A 20,151-nucleotide genomic window follows, 5' to 3' on the forward strand; every position below is an offset into this window, starting at 1 on the left:
CCTTCGCGTGATTGACGGACCATCATCATCATGGCGCAGTGCGCCGGCAACGCTATTGCCGCGCTCAACCGTTGACGCCAGCGTTTCCTGACGCATCCATGATCAATTCCCGCTGCTTCACGACTGCGCAGTCGGAAAGGGCAGCGACAATTCCGGGTCGCTGCTGCTCGACAGTCGGGTGTTGATCTGGCATCGCGTTTGTCCATGGTGTGTATGCGCGCGGCGGGATTTTGGTGAAGAACTGCACGAAATATACCGCAGGCGCGCGTTCTCTGGTATACTCTCTTTAATATCGGTGCAATAACCTGAAGTTATGCCATGTTGACCCTGCACAAACTCGAACTGTTTGTCTACGTCGCGCAGGCGGGCAGCATCAGCAAAGCGGCGGATCATTTCCTGATGTCGCAGCCAAACGTGAGCCAGCACATTCAGGACCTGGAGGCCGAGTTCGGCGAACAGTTGCTGATCCGCAAGCACCGCGGGGTCGAATTGACGCCTGCTGGCGAAACGCTTCTCCAGTATGCACAGGAGATCTTCAGGTTAGTGGCGGAGGCGCGGCTGGCGATCACCGATGTGTCGCGTTTGAGCGGGGGCAATCTGGCGCTTGCGGCCACACCCGGGGTTGGTATTTATGTGCTGCCTGAGTGTGTGGAACAGTTCCGCATGCGCTATCCGCAGTTTACGGTATCGATCAAGACCGGTGTCACCGCCGAAGTTATCACGTTCCTGATCGCAAGCCAGTGTGAGGCGGGTTTTATCGAGGGTGAACTGGACGGCATTCGTCTGCCGCCGCACTTCGGGGTGCTGGTGCTGGATACGGTGCAGCAGTATGTTGTTATCAGCCATGCGCATCCCTGGTGGAACGCAACGTCCTTGAGTATTCAGGCGCTCGACGATCAACCGGTGATTCTGCGTCAGATCGGCAGCCAGAGCCGTGCCTGGCTCGACAAGTTCCTGAAAAGCCACGGTGTCCGATTGCGGCATGTGGGGGAATTCGACAATCCCGAAACCATCAAACGCGCATTGCTGGCGGGCAACGCCTTTGCCATCCTGCCCGCCTATGTGGTGCGTCACGAGGTGGATCTAGGCGTCTTGCGTCTACTGCCGGTGAACGATTGTGATTTGCAGCGCCAGTTGAAATTGATCTGGAACAAAGACTGGCCCCTTTCGCCCATTACCTATGCGTTCTTGCGACATTTGGCTACTGATTACCCATCGGTGCATGCTCTCCTCGACTCCTCTGCTCCCCGTCAGCCTCACAGAGGCAGGGTGTGAGAGGGTTAGCACGGGCAGACCCCCATCTGATTCGGTTTAAGGGCGGGCAGAACCCCCGCGCGAACACCGGCACGCTCACTGGGGGACAGACCCGCGCGCCCCTCACCCCCCGCCCGTCAACCCGCGCGCGGGAGCGGGGCAGGGGGTGAGGGGATGGCTTCGACCGGCTGCGCCGGTGGCGCAGTGAGGGGATTGCTTCGCCGCCTGCGGCGGCTCGCAATGACAGTTGGCTTCGACCGGCTGCGCCAGTGGCGCAGTGAGGGGATTGCTTCGCCGCCTGCGGCGGCGCGCAATGACTCGTTGGGCGGAGTCACATTAACGCTGCAACCGCGCCAGACGCGCCAGCGCGCGCAGGCGTCCCTGCCAGCGGATCGGCAGCCGCCAGAAGAACGGGTGAACAATCGTCGGCAGGAGCAACGGCGGATGATGTCGCCGGATCAGTGCCACATACCCCAGGTACGCCAGCAACCGATGCCATGGTGACCGCAACGCGCCGTTGACGCTCCATTCGGACGACAGAACGCGCCGCGCCCAGGCGAGTACATCGGGTTCGTAGAGGCGCGGGTGACGGAGGAAAATCTTCGCGCGCAGCTCAAGGTCGTGGCGGCGCGCCTGCGAGAGCATACTCCCTTCCGCGCGCCGGTAGCGCAGCAGCGGCTGCGGGATGTGCCATCCCTGCCACCCGGCATCCGCCAGACTCACCCAAAACTCGCGGTCTTCATACCCCTGAATCGGGCTGAAAGCCTGGAACCCGCCAACCTGCTCCCACGCCTCTCGACGGAAAAGGGTCGCCGGCATCATCAGGTTCTCGAAACGTAACCGCTCCAGACTGTACGGCAGCGTGCGCAGGACGTTATTTTCCGCACCAAACCGACGCACATCGGTGTACACGAATCCGACCCCAGGACGCGCATCGAGCGCCGCTACCGTCTGCGCCAGCATCTCCGGTTCGATTATGTCGTCGGCGTCGAGCGGCAGGATGTACGGCGCGCGCGCCGCGCGAATCCCCGCATTGCGCGCCTCTGCCAGCCCGCGATTCTCCTGGCGGATCAGGCGAATGCGCCGATCCGGGTGCGCAGCGATCAGGCGTTGCGCGACGGTCGCAGTATCATCAGGGCTGCCGTCGTCGACGATAATGATCTCCCAGTCGGTGAAGGTCTGCGCTACCACGCTGGCGACCGCTTCGGGCAGAAAGCGCGCCTGGTTGTAACAGGGAATGACGACGCTGACGCGCGGCGTGCCGGGAGCAGCGGCTTGATCTGATTGTGTGTGCAGGTGGGGCATTAATAGCACCTTGAATGAACCACAGAGACACGGAGGACACTTCGATACATCGCACCTGACGGGTGCCGACTTGATGTAACACCTTGAATGAACCACAGAGACACGGAGGACACTTCGATACATCGCACCTGACGGGTGCCGACTTGATGTAACACCTTGAATGAACCACAGAGACACGGAGGACACTTCGATACATCGCACCTGACGGGTGCCGACTTGATGTAACACCTTGAATGAACCACAGAGACACGGAGGACACTTCGATACATCGCACCTGACGGGTGCCGACTTGATGTAACACCTTGAATGAACCACAGAGACACGGAGGACACAGAGCGGCGCTCCTGCCACGGCGCACCCGCCGGGCACCCCCCTGTGGGCGCCCCTGCTGCGCACGCTCCGATACTACCCCGGCGCACCCGCCGTTGTAGCCGTTGTAGGGGCAGGCCCCGGCGCCTGCCCTTGCGGTGCGCCCCTGCCGCACGCCCCGACCGGCAACCTTCCCTCAAGACCCTTGAGGTCTTGCAACATTTCAACAGAGCACGAGAGATATGCCTACAGATTCGCGCCTGGGCTGATCCTGATCCACAACAGAGATCTCAAGGGTCGGGTACGTTTATACCAATAACCGCAACCGCCCCACGTTCAACATGTAACGAAGACGTACAATCCTTTGAGACGCTAAATGCGAGATAAATCTCGCGCTACGCCATGGTCGGGACCCTCGCACCTCTCGCCTCTCACCTCTCGCCTCTCGCCTCTCGCCTCGCACCTCGCACCTCGCACCTCTCCACAAATGCGAGATAAATCTCGCGCGACGCCATGGTCGGGACCCTCGCACCTCGCACCTCTCGCCTCGCACCTCTCCACAAATGCGAGATAAATCTCGCGCGACGCCATGGTCGGGACCCTCGCACCTCTCGCCTCTCACCTCTCACCTCTCGCCTCTCGCCTCTCGCCTCGCACCTCGCACCTCGCGCCTCACGCCTCTTATACCAATGACCTGTGACCATCCGGCATGGTCACCCCGAGCAGCGCGAGGGGTCTGGCGCGACCCGCTCCGATTCCGCGCTGCGCTCGGTTAGATTCCTCGCTGCGCTCGGAATGACAAGGAATGCGGCATCTTCAATCGTAATTGGTATTACCTCACACCTCACGCCTCGCACCTCTCCACAAATGCGAGATAAATCTCGCGCGACGCCATGGTCGGGACCCTCGCACCTCGCACCTCTCGCCTCGCCACCAAGCGAGATAAATCTCGCGCTACGCCATGGTCGGGACCCTCGCGCCTCGCACCTCTCGCCTCGCCACCAAGCGAGATAAATCTCGCGCTACGCCATGGTCGGGACCCTCGCACCTCGCACCTCTCGCCTCGCACCTCTCCACAAATGCGAGATAAATCTCGCGCGACGCCATGGTCGGGACCCTCGCACCTCGCACCTCTCGCCTCGCACCTCTCCACAAATGCGAGATAAATCTCGCGCGACGCCATGGTCGGGACCCTCGCACCTCGCACCTCTCGCCTCGCCACCAAGCGAGATAAATCTCGCGCGACGCCATGGTCGGGACCCTCGCGCCTCGCACCTCTCGCCTCGCCACCAAGCGAGATAAATCTCGCGCTACGCCATGGTCGGGACCCTCGCGCCTCGCACCTCTCGCCTCGCCACCAAGCGAGATAAATCTCGCGCTACGCCATGGTCGGGACCCTCGCACCTCGCACCTCTCGCCTCGCACCTCTCCACAAATGCGAGATAAATCTCGCGCGACGCCATGGTCGGGACCCTCGCACCTCGCACCTCTCGCCTCGCCACCAAGCGAGATAAATCTCGCGCTACGCCATGGTCGGGACCCTCGCGCCTCGCACCTCTCGCCTCGCCACCAAGCGAGATAAATCTCGCGCTACGCCATGGTCGGGACCCTCGCGCCTCGCACCTCTCGCCTCGCCACCAAGCGAGATAAATCTCGCGCTACGCCATGGTCGGGACCCTCGCGCCTCGCACCTCTCGCCTCGCACCTCTCGCCTCTCGCCTCTCGCCTCGCACCTCGCACCTCGCGCCTCACGCCTCTTATACCAATGACCTGTGACCATCCGGCATGGTCACCCCGAGCAGCGCGAGGGGTCTGGCGCGACCCGCTCAGATTCCTCGCTGCGCTCGGTTAGATTCCTCGCTGCGCTCGGAATGACAAGGAATGTGGCATCTTCAAGCGTCATTGGTATTACCTCACACCTCACGCCTCGCACCTCTCCACAAATGCGAGATAAATCTCGCGCGACGCCATGGTCGGGACCCTCGCGCCTCGCACCTCTCGCCTCGCCACCAAGCGAGATAAATCTCGCGCTACGCCATGGTCGGGACCCTCGCGCCTCGCACCTCTCGCCTCGCCACCAAGCGAGATAAATTTCGCGCTACGCCATGGTCGGGACCCTCGCACCTCTCGCCTCGCACCTCTCGCCTCTCGCCTCGCACCTCACTGATTATACTCCTTCCCCAGCGCGCGCTTGATTCGCCACATGACCTCACGACGCAGCACATATATCCGGCGATCAAGGCGGTCGAGCAGGGTGCGCACCTCTGCAATCCGCCGCACCGTTTCCCAAGCAGAGGACCAGCGCGCCGCGCGCGCCCAACGCACCGGCGCCAGCCGGAGCAGCGCCTCGCGGAACTGAAAATACTCAATCGCCAGGGACGCCGTCGCCAGACCAAGACCGCGATCCACCGACGGGCGCGGCGCATCGCGCGCCAGGGTCGCCGCCTGCTCGAAGAGTTCCAGCATGCGGTCGATCATCTGCTGCTGGTCAAAATGCGCCACAACCCGCGCGCGCGCCGACTGCCCCATCGCCGCGCGCCGCTGCGGATCGGCGATCAGGCGTTGCAGCGCTTCGACATACTGCGCAACCTGATCTCCCGCCAGCGGAACGAGCACACCGCAGTCGGGCGTCACCAACTCACGCTGCCCGCCGACATCGGCGGCAACCGGCGCCAGCCCCATCGCCATCGCCTCGAAGAGCACAAACGCAATGCCTTCGTGTTCCGACGGCAAGAGTAGAATATCGGCGGCTGCCATTATCTCCCGCACCTGCGCCGATGGCGCCGACCCCAACAACCGCACCCGGCGTTCCAGACGATGCCGCTGCACAAACCGCCGCATCCAGCCCATGTCGGGACCATCGCCGATCACCAGAAACATGCCGGGAACATCTTGTTCCATCAGCGCGCGCGCGATCTCTGCCACCAGTCGGGGACGCTTCTGAGGCGCCAACCGTCCGACAAACAGGATCACCGGCACATCAGGGGGCGCTCCCAGTTCCGCGCGAACGCGCGCGCGCGCCGCCGGATCGGGTTGCCAGCGCTGTGTATCCACATTGATATAACAAACATCAACCCGCACCGGATCGGCGCTGCGCTCGATCATCCACTGCCGCAGGTGGTGCGATGATGTGATATGAAGATCGATGACCGGATCATACTCCAGCGCTGCGCGCGGCACGCCGCCGTGGTAGTGCTCCTGTTCGATGTGCAAAAAATCGACAATCGGCACATCAGGACACCAGGCGCGCAGGAAAGGCAGCAACCGATAAGCAAACAGATCGTTCTGCACCACCACCGTCGTAATGCTGCGCGACTCGATCAGATAGCGCAGAAAGCGCGGATAATCGGCAGGCGCAAGGAACGTCGGCAGATTAAAGACCTCATCGGCAGCGCCGCGCAACTCATTCAGCCAGGGGTTGGCCGACGGACGCGACAGGCACACCGACACGCGACACCCACGCGCGCGCAGACCGGCTGCCAGGTCGATGGTAAAGCGATCCGCGCCGCCGATCTCGACCCAGGGCGCCAGCATGAGCACCCGCCGCGCTCCGACCGGTTGCAGACGATTGGCGAACGGCGGCTCAGGATCGATCAGCGCGTGCGGTTGCAGAATGGGGGACGGCTCACCAGACACGCGCGGCGGACCATCGCGGAACACCTGCGGATAGCGCGTGCGCAGATCATTGCGCATACGCGCCATTGCCCCCCGATCCTCACGAAACGTCCAGCGATACCCGCGATACGTCTCTGGCGCCTTGCGGCGCAGCCACACCAGCGCCTCCGCAATATCGTGTCCCCACAACCCGGCAGCTGCCAGGCGCACCCAGAACTCATAATCCTCCAACCCATCGCGGAAACGCTCATCGAACCCGCCGACGCGGTCGAACGCCGAACGGCGCAGCAGAACACTGACTGTCAGCGGATTATCGTGCGGAAACATATGGCGCGTCGCAAACCCGCGGCGCGTCTCCTGCTGCGCCGCGCCGAACGTCGCGCACCGGGTCGCCACGGCAGCGCTCTGCGGACGCGACGCCAGCGCCCAGGCGCACTGTTCGAGCGCCGTCGGCGCCAGCAGGTCATCACTATCGAGGAAGAAGAGCAACGGTGCGCGACTGACGGCGACACCCGCATTGCGCGCCGCCGAAAGACCGCAGCGGGACCGGTCCACCACGCGAATGCGCGGGTCATTCACGGCGCGGAGCAACGCCAGGACGCGCAGCGTGGCCGCATCGTCCGACCCATCGTTGACAATGATCCATTCCCACTGCTGCAACGACTGACGCAGCACCGAGCGCGCGGTATCGAGGAAGATCGCGCCAGAGTTGTAACATGGCGTGACAATACTCACCACCGGCGTCGCCGCCGGATCGACCGGCGCATAGCCGTAGGCGGGAAGCGAAGGGGAAAGGGGAAAGGGAGGGAGGGGCATATGCACGTATCCGGTCGAACAAAGCCGCTGTCAGCAAAGAACCTTACGACGGCACAACGCCACCGTCGCACTCTGCATCGCCACGCATCGGCACAGGAAGAAACACCAACCCCAACGCCAGCAAGCCGATCACATATGTTCCATACTGAAAGCGAAAGTCCTGCACGGTGAGGAGCAGCATCCAGATCAGCGACTGCGCTACAACCGGCAGCGCCAGCCCCGCCAGGCGCCACGATCGATGCCGGATCATCGCAACCGCCACGCAGAACAGCGCCAGATAGAGATACAACGCCGGACGCCAGACCAGCCAGACCCACTCCGGCTGCTCCAACCGCTCCAACCATGGGACGATCCATTGATCACGCACCGACGGAACGATGGACGCCGGACCCACACCCAGGAGATGCGCCCATTGACTCTGGATAAGCAAATCCCTTGGCCAGGTGGACAGATACGCCTCTTCTGATTGGGTCACCCGCCAGATCAGGTTCGTCAGACACCATTGATGGCGCGCGAGCGTTGCCGGATCGCGCAGCGCCAGTTTTTGCCACAATGCGGTAAATTCGCCGACATTTGTATCAAACAAATGTTGGTCAGGCAGCGGATCACCATACAACAATGAATTAAGACTATAGCACCAGTATCGGCGATGCCACTCGTCGCGGGGCAGCAGTCGCTCAAGCAGCGCGCGATCGGAACCATCCAGTTGTTCTGAATGCACCACGAACGCGCCCAGTTGGTGAATCTGCATCTGCCGGGCAAACCACGGCGGCGCCGACGCTACGTCCAGCGCGCGATACAGCCCCACCTTCACCAGCAAGACGAGCGCCACGGACACGCCGCCGATCACGACGACCTGCCGCCAGCGCGCCTGCCGCCCGACCAGCAGCAGCGCGGGCAGGATCAGCAGCGCCGTCGGTGCGCCGTTGTGCCGGTAGAGCGCCAGCGCCGCCAGCGCCGCACCGATGGCGACCGGCGCCATCCGCGCGCGCAGCCAGACGCCGTCCGTGCGCCAGACCCGCAGCAGCATCCAGAAGACGCACAGCAGCGCAATGGCATACGGAATATCCTTCCACAGCGTGATGACCATCAGGTTATTGACTGGCGACAGCGCGAACAGGACGATCAGAACAACCTGCACCCATCGGCTGACGCCGAGCAGCGCCAGTTCGCGCACCGTCAACCCGCAGACCAGCGCCAGGGCGCCGATCTGCGCCAGCGCCACCGCCGCCGGAGAAAGCCAGACCCGCGTGATCAGCCACATCGTCAACGTATGAAACGCCGGATGTACGTCGTTGTATTTGCCACGCAACATCTGATCCCACTGGTCCAGAGAATCGGATGACATCAATCCGGGAAAGAAGACGAGCAGGGTGCACGACCAGACGACGACGCACGGCAGCGTATACCAGAACCACGGCAAGACGCGCGAGCGCGCCTGCGGTCGCCAGGTTGCCAGGAGCAGCAGCGCCGCCGTGAGCAGCACACCGCAACTGATGATGTCCGCCAGCCACAGCCCCCCTGCTGCGCGCGTCCACAGCGACGGCGGCGGCGCCAGCGTCACCATGCGGCTACGCGCCGTTGCAGCGTACAGGTCCAACTCCTGCGCCTGATCGCCGACCTGCACACGTACCCTACCCGACCACGGATGCTCGAGCAACTCAACCATCAGCGCTGAGCGCACCTGTCCCCGCCAGCGCAGCGGCGCGGTCGTGCCGGTCAGCGCCACCAACTCGCCATTGTCGCGCCACACCTAACTGCCATCATGCGCGAACGTCGCCAGGTCGAGCGCCTGCCCGCCGTTAGAAGCACGCAGCAACCACACCTCACTGCCTTGCGCGGCGGGGTTACGTTCGTTGAGCGGCGTGATCGTCACTTCCATTTCCTCTCCAAACCAGGGCTGCGGCGGAAAAGTAGGAATGACCAGCGTCGCCATCACCCCAAGCAATGGGGCGCCGACCAGCCAGGCGATCCGCGCGCGTGGGCTGAACCGGCGCAGGCGCCCGACGACAACGCCGAGCAGCCCGTAGGCGAGCGCGCTCAACAGAACAAGGAAGTACAGACCAAAAAAGGGAAAACCTGCCACTTCGGAGGACAGGTCGGCAAAAGAGACATGGGTAATGTGCGTCATCGTGAAAGCGGCGCCTACGACACTCGACGCCGCAATGTGTTTATAGGGCGTTCGTCTTTCCATAACCTCGATCCAGACTCCTCCAGAGGCGGTAGAAGGCAAACGCAGCATTGCGCGCTACGGCATAGCCCGGCATTGTATACACCCGGCGAACCAGGCGCCACAGGCGAGGCTCAACCACAGGCGCCTCGTGCAGACTCGGATGTGGAAAACGATGCGCCCTGGCATAACCGACATACCAGACAAGAAGCCGCGCCAGACGCGACTGATGCCAGTACGATGTATCGCGTAATATCAGTGCGCTGAGTTCATTCAGGCGCGGAACAGCATGCGGTTCTTCACCGCGTTCGACCAGCGGTTCTGGAATTATTAGCCCTCGCTGACCCTGCGCATCAAGACTCCAGACATACGCAATCTCACCGCAGGCGCCCGCTTTTGAGTCAAACACGTCAATCAGCATGCGATCAGGCAAGGTGCGCACAACAAAACGATGCAGCATCTTACCGCTAAGAAAAGGCAGCAACTCCGGGGATGCGTCAAATGGAAAGTTCTCGATACATTCCTTTTCAGCCGCGCGAACACGATGCCAGGCGCCGACAAAACCGATCTGAGGCTGACGAGCAAGCGTATTACAGGCGACACGAATAAAATCTGGCGCGACACGATCCCCGGCACGCAACAGTAACAGCGCCTGTCCGGTACGAACCTCGGTCGGAAGAAGAGCATCACCTTCCAGAGAAAGGAACTGAAACAATTGACCAAGAACCCACCCACAGGCTTCATCTTTTGTCGAGCCTGCCGGTCGCAAGTGAACAATTCGCATATCACTTTTATGAACTCGTTCTAGACTCCCAATGGTCTCTTGAAACAGGGCGCCTTCTTCACCGATCACACACACGAGCAAAGAACATGAGGCATGATCACCTCTCACAATCCAACTGTCGCGGGGGGGATTGTCATAGATATCACCAAGAGGTCGAGTTGCGACAGGATAGGGAAATATGAGACGCTGGCGCAATGCATGGTCATTCCAAAGACGCATCATCTGCCTTGCCAGATCTTCTACGGTACCATCAAAAACCAGGGCATTCTCCTCATGCCTGAAAACATCCCTGAATCCAGGGATGTTCGAAACAATGACCGGAATGCCTGCCGCATAAAGTTCGTGGGCAGCATAACAGAACGACTCGTAGTGGTTTGGAAACACTGCAAATCGAACACGCGGGAGCAAAGATTCTACTTGTAAACGGTCAAGCTGTCCGACGAATTCGAAGGCCGACTGAAAGCGCGAGGGAATTTTGCGCCTTAAGAATTGCTCATAGGTAAGACTTCCATCGGGCGCCTCCCGAGAGTCATACCCTGCAAGCACAAAACGCACTTCGCTGTATCTGCGCAACATTTCAACAGCAGCATCAACAAATACATCAACACCCTTCATCGAAAAAATCCGTCCATAGAACAGAATAACATGATCCTCATCGCTGTAATTGTTTTTCGACGGAACATCAACAAGCGGCGATTGAGACTCCACAACCCTCCCAAACCAGAGAGGGTAGAACGGTTGATATGCCTCGCGCAAGTATGATGGTGACGGATAGAGGATCGTTTCGGCAAGCTGCAGAGCGCTACGCTCAAGATCATGCACAAAGTGGTTATGAGCATGTAGGTGCGCAGAGGAAGAGTGAATATCCATAACCTCGATGGAGTTGTGCAAACGAACCGCCAGGTGTGTCGCCTGATAACACAGACCCGCCGCTTTTGCCGTCAGAGCATAGTGCCCTACCCCTAGAAAATCATGAAACTCGATGAGATCGGGTTTTTCCCTTTCAGCCACATATTTGCACGCCAGATGAATTCGATACGCTTTCCAGAGAGATGGAAAAGGAAAAGAGTTTTCATTAAGATCACTCCGGGCAACAATACTCTCAGCGTGATACGCGCGACATTTCTCCGGGTTGGGAAAGCGCAAACGGTCAACCCCTTGAAATCTATCAAAGTAATCATGCGGCAAGTCCAACACGAAAATAACTTCGTGACCTTTTCTCAAGAGCATACAGGCCGCGTTGTATAACAATACCCCGCAACCACCCCAAGTAGTTGGAGCAATCTCGTGCGTGACAAAGCAAATGCGTTTCATGTATTTTTCGCACTATCACAACCATCGAATTCCAAAAACTCAGCGAGCGTCGCTCTCGCGCGGCGATTATAATCTGGCGCATACCTGGCGTAGGCGGCGATGATCTCACCTCGCTCCTCCAGAGCGCGCTGCATGTACGCAGCAATCATCCCTGCATCATCTGGTTGCGGCACCACGAGACGTTCGCGCAAATAGTCATGATCGTCGAAGTAATACGTCGTAGGACCGAACAGACACGGAGAACCTACTGATAGACTTTCGAGCGGAAGCATCGGCGCGCATTCGCTCAAAGTCACATAAAGATTCAGATGCATCTGCGCCAGATAATGTCGCATCAAACCCTGGTCGATGGGCCGAAAGTGTATATTGCTGCGTATGTTCATAAACTCAGCAAACTCCTGCACACGGTCGGAGGCAGCCGACATGTGAAGAGTCGCACCAGAAAGCGCAGACACTGCAGCAATAGAAGCGAAAGGATTCTTGCGCCATCCATCGTAAAGCAACCAGACACCAATGTGTGGACCGCCGGGTAACGGCTCCGAAGGCTTATCTGGCACCTCGCGCACCATGTTTTGTACAAATCCGGTTCGTATACCACGTTTCGCCATAATCTCAGCCATGCGCGCCTTAACAAACCCCAATTTCCAGATAGCACCCTCGCGACAAAATCGTTCAACCTGCCGGAAGGATTGCCAGACGTAATCTTCCGTCAATTGCAAGAATGTCCCGTGCCAGATAACAGCAATACGCATATTCGGAGCAATCCGACGCAGTGCTGTCACTAAATGATAGTACGTCATCGGAAAACCCTGAATCACTACGACCTGACATCTCGTTTCTGCAAGCAACCAGGCATATTGCAAACCCGATGCTTCGTCAAGATGATCAGGCAGTTCCAGAATGGTATCAAAGAGATTCTTAGTGGAACTATAAATTCCTCGCCACTCTGGATTGACAACCGTAACAACTCCCTGGCTAAAATCTGTCGTCTCGAGCCAACGTCTGAAAGTATCCGGCAACGGAACGGGACGCACGGTAGGAAGCGATTGCTTCTGCTCTAGCGTCGTAAGATCAATAATAATATCGTGTGCCTGCGAAGCATAGAGGTCAAACCGACGTCGCACATTCCCAAACTGTAACTCGACAATACCACTCCATGGGTGCCGCAGCAAGACCAGATGAGCACCATGCTCCGCCGGAATATCAGCCCAACCATACTCTGAAGCAACGAGTGCAGGCATACCCTTCATGCCACTCCCCTCACGCACCGTCCAGGAACCGTACAATCTGATCTGACCGGCGCTGAGAAAGCCATGATTGTTCCGCACCGCCAGAATCCACGCTTCCGCTCCCTGGCTGTGCGGATTTTTGCCAATCAACCTCAAACGAACGATACCGTGAGGTAAATGATACATCTGCTCCAGGAGACGAGTGTTCACCCTGGGCACATACTGATAAACCAATCCGACAATTCCTTGCCTGATCTTTGAAAGGCCTTTTATTTTCCCAACACTCTGATCGACATATCGCAACGTTTTCGCAGCAATATGGCCGATAGGCGATCGACGAAACTGCACCATTGCCTGGTAACTCCGTGAGTTCTTGATAGATTCGAGTTCTTCGCTGATAGCACGCGTTCGTTCGACAATGTTATGTAAGGAATCCAAATCTACATGATGAGTTAACCGATCCATAGAAACTCCGATCTCACTCTGAAACTCATCGGTTCGTTCCGAGAACAGCCTTAACGCGACACCTCTTGGATCATGACGCGATAGCACAAAAGATCCGTGCTTCCTCCCGAGATAGTCATTGAATAGCGCCCTTCTTACCATGAAGAAGCCATGAAAATCCTCCTCAACCCATACGCTGCGATGTTGTTCATACGGATTTCCATACATTTCTCCTTGATCCCAATCATCACCGATGGGAATATTAACAATGACATAGTTTGAGTGATTAACTGACCATAACAATAACTTCTCTGCATTTTCTCGAGTGAAGTGCTCCAGAACATCACCAAATATCACGACATCCCAGCTTTTGTCTATCCTAGAAAAAACTTCGACAGCATCTCCCACCCAGATTTTATTATAGAAAGACGAGTGATAACTCGAAATACTCGGCGCAAAAGCCTCAATCCCCTCGACATATACCGACCATTGTTCCGGCAATACTCTACCGAACCAGACATCACAAAACTCACGCACAATGATGCCCCATCTGCCAAATCCAACCCCCACATCAAGCACGCGTCGCGGCTCGATCCTCATCAAAACCTCGACACAGAATGGAATATGTTGCCAGTTGCTTGTCCCCATTCTTCCCTCTTCATTCTATCGGCATCTTTAGAGCATGCCGCAACTGATTGATGAATTCCTCAAAGCGAGCCTGCTGATACATCAATATTCTGTTTTTTCGCTGTTCCTCCTCCAGCGCCGCCTGCGTCGCCTCCCACTGCTGCTGCATCTGCTGTCCCCGCGCCTCCGCCTCCTCCAGCTCTGCCCGTAGATTTACAATCTGTGAAGACAAATTATTGATGTTCTGCGCCAACTGTCTGTTTTTTCGCTGTTCCTCCTTCAGCGCCGCCTGCGTCGCCTCCCACTGCTGCTGCATCTGCCGTCCCCGCGCCTCCGCCTCCGCCAGCTCTGCCCGTAGATTTACAATTTGTGAAGACAAATCATTGATGTTCTGCGCCAACTGGTCGAGTGTCGGTTGTATGTCAGACTCCATCCTGCGCAACAGGTCCAGCATATCTGACGGCCATGTGTAGACTGGACGAGCAGGATCAAGAATAACCCGATACGGTTGCTGAACGATATACCCTGATGGCAAAACCTCACATTCATACCCCAACTGACGATACGCAGCCACAATGTCGTGACACCAGGAACCATCGTGCGCATCTTCGAAGATCTGAACCCCTTGAGCAGGTTCCAGATGAAGCACTTGCCACTTGCTCACACGCACCAGCTCCGCGAGTACTACACCTACATCCTCTGGACGCGTGTGAATCAATGCCTCGACGGTGTAGACGATATCGAAATGTCGGTCAGGATACGGCAAAGGACCAACCGGTTCACCTACGATCACATGCTCTGCGATCCACTCCGACGTAGTCCACCGAAGGCACCCTGAGACCATAGCGGCACTTTGATCATATCCATACACATCAATACCCTCAATCCGGCTCAGATACTTGAGATGACGACCGGGACCACAACCAAATTCGATCACACGAGCAGGACGGCTATGCCGCATATAGTCTGCGAGCATAACCCTCTGAATATGATAACAGAGCATATATTTCTGGCGTCGCTCATACTCATCAAACCATTCACTCCCATGGTCACGCCAGTACTGATAGTTTTTCGGAACATACACTTGAGAATCATTCATTCAAACGTTACCTCATAATCTATCGAAATCGGAACAAAGAATTTGTAATGCACCGGCCTGGAAATATCAGGCACCACGGAAAACACAGCAGCACCGTCTATCTGATCGAAAAGAATATTATCAGAATAATCTCTTTGCGAAGTACGATTCAGAGCCACTGACACACCATAGTTACCAATCCTCAGTTGATTGAGAAATTTGAATCGAACAAGCCCTCTGTTTCCAACTCTGAGTATTGGAAACTCTATTCTCTCATCAAAAGTAGTTGTCCCAAAAAGATCAACGCCTGTAGAATCCCTTACTAGAAACGAACAACTAAAATGGTTCACCTCGATATACGAACGGAACTCTACTAGAATCGTAATCATATCACCAAATCTAAAAGAATGAGAGAATTGTCCGTCCTCGTCCAACAATTCCACTCTTTCGATTTGAACGTGACCTGACCCATAGCGAAGCTTCGCTTTTGCCAGAGAATGAAATGGTATATATCGAGGAAGATGTGCCTCTTTCGACAACATAGCTGCATTTGTCTCTTCACGAATCAGGTTGAGATACTTATTCATCGTCTCTTCCGCATGCCCTTTGTAAAAAACTTTTCCTTCAACTAGTAGCAAAGCATTTTGACAAACGCTCTTGATAGAGTCAGGCGAGTGACTGACATACAAAAGCGTCAACCCTTCATCTCGAAGTTGCCGCAATCTTGTCGCACAACGCTGCTGAAACGCAAGATCACCCACAGCAAGAATTTCATCAACAATCAGTATGTCAGGATCGAGCGAGACAGCAACCGCAAACGCCAACCGCGCATACATGCCGCTCGAATACACCTTCACCGGCTGATCAATGAACTCGCCGATGTCTGCGAATGCGGCAATGTCGTCGAAGCGCGCGTCGATTTCGTCGCGGCTCAGCCCCAGGATCGCGCCGTTGAGGTAGACATTTTCGCGCCCGGTGAATTCGGGATTAAAGCCGCTGCCGAGTTCAAGCAGCGCCGCCACGCGCCCCTTCACCCGCACTTCGCCTTCGGTCGGCGCCAGGGTGCCGGCAATGATCTGGAGCAGCGTGCTCTTGCCGCTCCCGTTGCGCCCGATGATCCCCACCGTTTCGCCGCGCCGCACCTCGAAACTGACGTTGCGCAGCGCCCAAAACTCGCGCCCGTAATGCTTGCCGAACCGCCAGAAGAGCATGTGCTTCAGCCGATCCTGCGGTTGGTCGTAGATGCGGTACATTTTGCCGACGTTCTGGACGCTGATGACCACCTCGTCGGTCGGTGCGGGGAGTGGCGCCGCTTCCTGAGGGAGAATGTCTGCGGTTGGAACTGCCATATCGCCTGCGTCGCGTGCTGATGCGCTCTATCCGTATGCGTTTCCGCTCACTTTTGTTTCCTGTCTGCGAGGGGTGATAATAGCATAACCCGGCAGGGATGTCAAACGAGCAGCGGCGCCTATCCACCCCTGCGGGCGCTCAAACGTGGAAACGGGATGTTCGCCAACCGGCGCCCCGTGACCCCACGCGAACCCCGATGATCCCCAAACCCGCACCGCGCGCGCGTCCATCCTCTGTGCCAGCGCGCCCTGTCATTGCGAGACCGGCGCAGCCGGTCGAAGCAATCCCCTCACCTCACCGAGTCATCGCGCGCCGCCGCAGCCGGTCGAAGCCATCCCCCCGCCGGACTCGCCAGCGCGCGCTGTCATTGCGAGCCGCCGCAGGCGGCGAAGCAATCTCGTCATTGCGCCACCAGCACCGCTGGTCGAAGCCATCCCCCCGCCGGACTCGCCAGCGCGCGCTGTCATTGCGAGCCGCCGCAGGCGGCGAAGCAATCTCGTCATTGCGCCACCAGCACCGCTGGTCGAAGCCATCCCCCCGCCCCACCGAGTCATCGCGAGCCGCCGCAGGCGGCGAAGCAATCTCGTCATTGCGCCTTAAACCCGCCTACCGGGGGGGGCCTCTCGCCCTTCGTCATACACCCACGCCACTACCCGATCACGCACTGCAACAACTCCACGGCTGAAGGGATGTCCATCACGACCGACCAGACGTCGGTACCATGGGCGCAACCGTTGCCGCATACTGCGCACAACACCCAACACGGCGCGGCGCACAGGTGAGAGGGACGCATCCTCAGAATACCTGTCGGCTTGCCACAAACGCGCCACATCCCTTGCGTGACGCGCAAGGCGGATCGCCTCGACCGCGCTGCGCGCCGCGTCGCCTTCCGTCGGAATTGGACGCTCGGCGCCCATCGCGCGCTCAACCGCGCGCCTGAACAGCATCTCCATGCGATCACCCATTTGATCGATCCGAAAATGGTCAACGATCCGCCGTCGCGCCTGAGCACCCATCGCCGCGCGACGCGCCGGATCGCGCAACAGACCGGCGAGTGCCGCAACGTATGCCGCTTCTTCGCTCTTGGATGATGGAATAAGCATGCCACAGTCGGGTGTTGCCAGTTCACGCTGCCCGCCGACATCGGCGACCACCGGAACCATCCCCATCGCCATCGCTTCGTACAACACCAGCGCAATCCCCTCCCGCGCCGAGGGTAGCAGCAGCACGTCCCCGGCTGCCATAACCTCCCGCACCCGCTCTTCGGGCAACGCGCCGGTCAAGCGGACGTTCTGGAGCAATGGGTCGCGCAGCATCCGCTCCAACACCGGGCGCTCCGGTCCATCGCCGATAATCAGCGCATGAAAGGCGATACCCTGGCGCGCCACTTCCCGCAGGATGCGCACCGCCAGACGTGGACGCTTTTCCGACGACAATCGCCCGATCACCAGGATCAGCGGCGCGCGCGGCGGGATGCCGAACGCTCGCCGCAACGCTGCGCGGTCAAAAAGCGCCGGATTCCATGCGTCAACATCGATGTTGGCATAGCAGACCTCGATGTGCGCCGGGTCACCGCCGCGCGCGATCATCCAGTCGCGCAAGTCGCGTGAAACGGTGATGCTCAGATCGAGCCAGGCGGCATGGTCGAGCGACAGGCGCGGATACCCGCCGTCTCGCCAGTGTGGTTCTACTGCGTGCAGTATGTCAAGGAACGCCACATCCCGGCAACAGGACCGCAGATACGGCAGCAACGCATATCCGAACTGACTGTTGCCGATGAGAACTGCATGAATGCCGCGCGACCTGATCAGGTCGCGCGCGAACGCCGGTTGCTGTGCTGGCGCAATGGTCGGATGCAGTGTGACGACATCAGGCGTCAGTTCCTCGAACAATGGGCGCCATTCGTGCTTCGCCGGCAATGTCGCCACCACGCTGAACCGACAGCCGCGCCGGTTCAACTGACGAATCAGGTCAAGATGGACTCGATCCGCGCCGCCAATCGTCAGCCAGGGCGTTATCAACAGAATGTGCATGGCGCTTCTCCATCCGCGCGCTTACAAACGTTTCTCCTCCGGCAGCGCGGGGGCGGAAGACGGGCAACGCTCCCTCTCCGGAGCGGGTTCAAGGTCAGACCGCGCGCATACCCATCGCGGGCAGGCATGGCGGGGGGATGCACTGTTGTGCCCTCACCCCCTGCCCCTCTCCCGCACGCAGGAGCGGGGCGACCGGCGCCGCGCGTGTCCATCCTCTGTGCCCGTGCGCCCTGTCATTGCGAGACCGGCGCAGCCGGTCGAAGCAATCCCCCCACCGGACGCGCCCGTGCGCCCTGTCATTGCGAGACCGGCGCAGCCGGTCGAAGCAATCCCCTCACCCCACCGAGTCATCGTGCGCCGCCGCAGCCGGTCGAAGCAATCCCCCCGCCCCACCGAGTCATCGCGCGCCGCCGCAGGCGGCGAAGCAATCCCCCCGCCCCACCGAGTCATCGTGCGCCGCCGCAGCCGGTCGAAGCAATCCCCCCGCCCCACCGAGTCATCGCGCGCCGCCGCAGCCGGTCGAAGCAATCCCCCCGCCCCACCGAGTCATCGCGCGCCGCCGCAGGCGGCGAAGCAATCCCCCCGCCGGACACGCCCGTGCGCCGGGGGGGTCGGTCTACCCTTAACTCCGGAGCGAGGGAACGAGGCGCCATTCCACCATTCACGCGCTTCTCCCAATCGCTCCGATCATCCGCGCAAATCGTTCTGCCTGACGCTCCGTTGTGAAGCGGGCAAGCACATCAGCGCGCGCCGCCTCACCCATCCGCCGCCGCAACTCCGGGTCGCGCAGCAACCGTATCAGCGCCGAAACCCATTCGTCGCGCGTGGCTGCCAGCACCCCTGTCACACCCTCATCAATCGCATCCCGGTATGGTTCGAGCCGAACCGCAACCGTCGGCACACCTACCGCCGCGGCTTCCAGATATTTGACGGCGCTCTTGCCACGGCGCTGCGGGTTATCGACCAGCGGCGCGATATTAATGTCAACCGCCGCGATGTGGCGCGGTAGATCGCGCCAGTCGACCACCGGACGCCGCTCGATGCGGTCACACACCGACACATCTGTCAGTTCCGGCGGTAATGTCACCTCGCCGTAGCAGCGCAATCGCGCTTCAGAACATTCCTCCAGCGCCATGCGCAGGGCAGCGCCGACGGTCGCAATATCCTCATCGTGAACATGCGCATGCCCGCAAAAGTACCCGATAACCGGTTGTGCGCGCAACGGGCGTTGCTGTCGCTCATCGAACGCGACGCGCGACAGCGCAACCTGTTCGCGCGACAGCACATTCGGGCTGACGAACGATGGACGGCGAACATCGGCGGATGCCAGCGCCGCAAGGAATGGCGTCGAAAGGATCAACGCATCGGACAGGCGCATCAATCGCCGCATACCGCGCGCCGCGCGCAGGAGGCGGGCAATCGTCACCGGATCGTGATGACGGTCGAGAAAATTGTACTCGCGCTCACGCTCATCCCACACCAGGTCGTCGCTATCGAACACCAGCGGAATGCGACGCAACCGGGCGGCAACGACAAGCGGCAACGTCAGCGCCGCCAGCGGCAGACGATGCACAATCAGCAGATCGACCTGCGACAGATCGTAGAGTCGCGCCGAGTCGTGCAGCGCAACGGCATCCGCCGCCAGACCGGCGATCTGCGCCTGCTCCACCTGATGCCAGACGCGGTAGCGCGTTGCAGCGCCAGGATGAAGGTAGACAAACCGGATGCGCGGCGGTGAGCGGCGCGGCGCCGTGACTGTTCGCGGCAGAGCGGCAACGGCGCGCAGCAGGGCAGGCAGGCGTTGGCGCAGTCGAGTCATCATC

At 59.4% G+C, this 20,151-nt stretch carries 12 protein-coding genes; 1 reads left to right on the forward strand and 11 read right to left on the reverse strand.

Features of this window, described 5'->3' with window-relative positions; translation table 11 throughout:
• Nucleotides 1-64: 64 nt before the first annotated feature.
• A complete protein-coding gene (locus RCAS_RS26305; RefSeq protein WP_269632674.1) occupies nt 65-193 on the reverse strand; it encodes a hypothetical protein in 129 nt (42 codons plus the stop codon).
• A 125-nt stretch (nt 194-318) separates the two neighbouring features.
• On the opposite strand from RCAS_RS26305, the gene RCAS_RS18845 reads away from it, so the two are divergent.
• Nucleotides 319-1,275 (forward strand): LysR family transcriptional regulator, encoded by a 957-nt coding sequence (locus RCAS_RS18845; protein WP_012122107.1) that lies wholly within the window; start codon nt 319-321, stop codon nt 1,273-1,275.
• 315 nt (nt 1,276-1,590) lie between these two features.
• On the opposite strand, the gene RCAS_RS18850 is transcribed toward RCAS_RS18845, so the two are convergent.
• From RCAS_RS18850 to RCAS_RS18895, 10 genes are all read right to left on the reverse strand, one after another.
• Nucleotides 1,591-2,559 (reverse strand): glycosyltransferase family 2 protein, encoded by a 969-nt coding sequence (locus RCAS_RS18850; RefSeq protein ID WP_012122108.1) that lies wholly within the window; start codon nt 2,557-2,559, stop codon nt 1,591-1,593.
• A 2,469-nt stretch (nt 2,560-5,028) separates the two neighbouring features.
• A complete protein-coding gene (locus RCAS_RS18855; RefSeq protein ID WP_012122109.1) occupies nt 5,029-7,299 on the reverse strand; it encodes a glycosyltransferase in 2,271 nt (756 codons plus the stop codon).
• Between the two features lie 43 nt (nt 7,300-7,342).
• Nucleotides 7,343-9,052 carry a DUF6020 family protein gene (locus tag RCAS_RS18860; protein WP_012122110.1) on the reverse strand — a complete coding sequence of 570 codons (1,710 nt, stop codon included), beginning with the start codon at nt 9,050-9,052 and terminating at the stop codon, nt 7,343-7,345.
• Nucleotides 9,053-9,493: a hypothetical protein gene (locus tag RCAS_RS18865; RefSeq protein WP_012122111.1), complete on the reverse strand. Its 441-nt coding sequence runs from the start codon at nt 9,491-9,493 to the stop codon at nt 9,053-9,055.
• Nucleotides 9,471-11,567: a glycosyltransferase family 4 protein gene (locus tag RCAS_RS18870; RefSeq protein WP_012122112.1), complete on the reverse strand. Its 2,097-nt coding sequence runs from the start codon at nt 11,565-11,567 to the stop codon at nt 9,471-9,473. Before RCAS_RS18870 ends, RCAS_RS18865 begins: the two co-directional genes overlap by 23 nt.
• On the reverse strand, nt 11,564-13,888 hold the full coding sequence (locus tag RCAS_RS25710; protein WP_198135956.1) for a glycosyltransferase family protein: 2,325 nt from the start codon (nt 13,886-13,888) through the stop codon (nt 11,564-11,566). The genes RCAS_RS18870 and RCAS_RS25710 overlap by 4 nt, the downstream gene beginning before the upstream one ends.
• A gap of 10 nt (nt 13,889-13,898) precedes the next feature.
• Complete coding sequence (locus RCAS_RS18880) at nt 13,899-14,966, reverse strand: class I SAM-dependent methyltransferase (protein WP_012122114.1); 1,068 nt, start codon at nt 14,964-14,966, stop codon at nt 13,899-13,901.
• Nucleotides 14,963-16,294: an ABC transporter ATP-binding protein gene (locus RCAS_RS18885; RefSeq protein ID WP_012122115.1), complete on the reverse strand. Its 1,332-nt coding sequence runs from the start codon at nt 16,292-16,294 to the stop codon at nt 14,963-14,965. The genes RCAS_RS18880 and RCAS_RS18885 overlap by 4 nt, the downstream gene beginning before the upstream one ends.
• Before the next feature lie 597 nt (nt 16,295-16,891).
• Nucleotides 16,892-18,328 (reverse strand): glycosyltransferase family 4 protein, encoded by a 1,437-nt coding sequence (locus tag RCAS_RS18890; RefSeq protein WP_012122116.1) that lies wholly within the window; start codon nt 18,326-18,328, stop codon nt 16,892-16,894.
• A gap of 661 nt (nt 18,329-18,989) precedes the next feature.
• Complete coding sequence (locus RCAS_RS18895) at nt 18,990-20,150, reverse strand: glycosyltransferase family protein (protein WP_012122117.1); 1,161 nt, start codon at nt 20,148-20,150, stop codon at nt 18,990-18,992.
• Between the last annotated feature and the right edge of the window lies 1 nt (nt 20,151).

The sequence above is a fragment of the Roseiflexus castenholzii DSM 13941 genome (assembly GCF_000017805.1).
In the GTDB taxonomy this organism is placed as follows: domain Bacteria; phylum Chloroflexota; class Chloroflexia; order Chloroflexales; family Roseiflexaceae; genus Roseiflexus; species Roseiflexus castenholzii.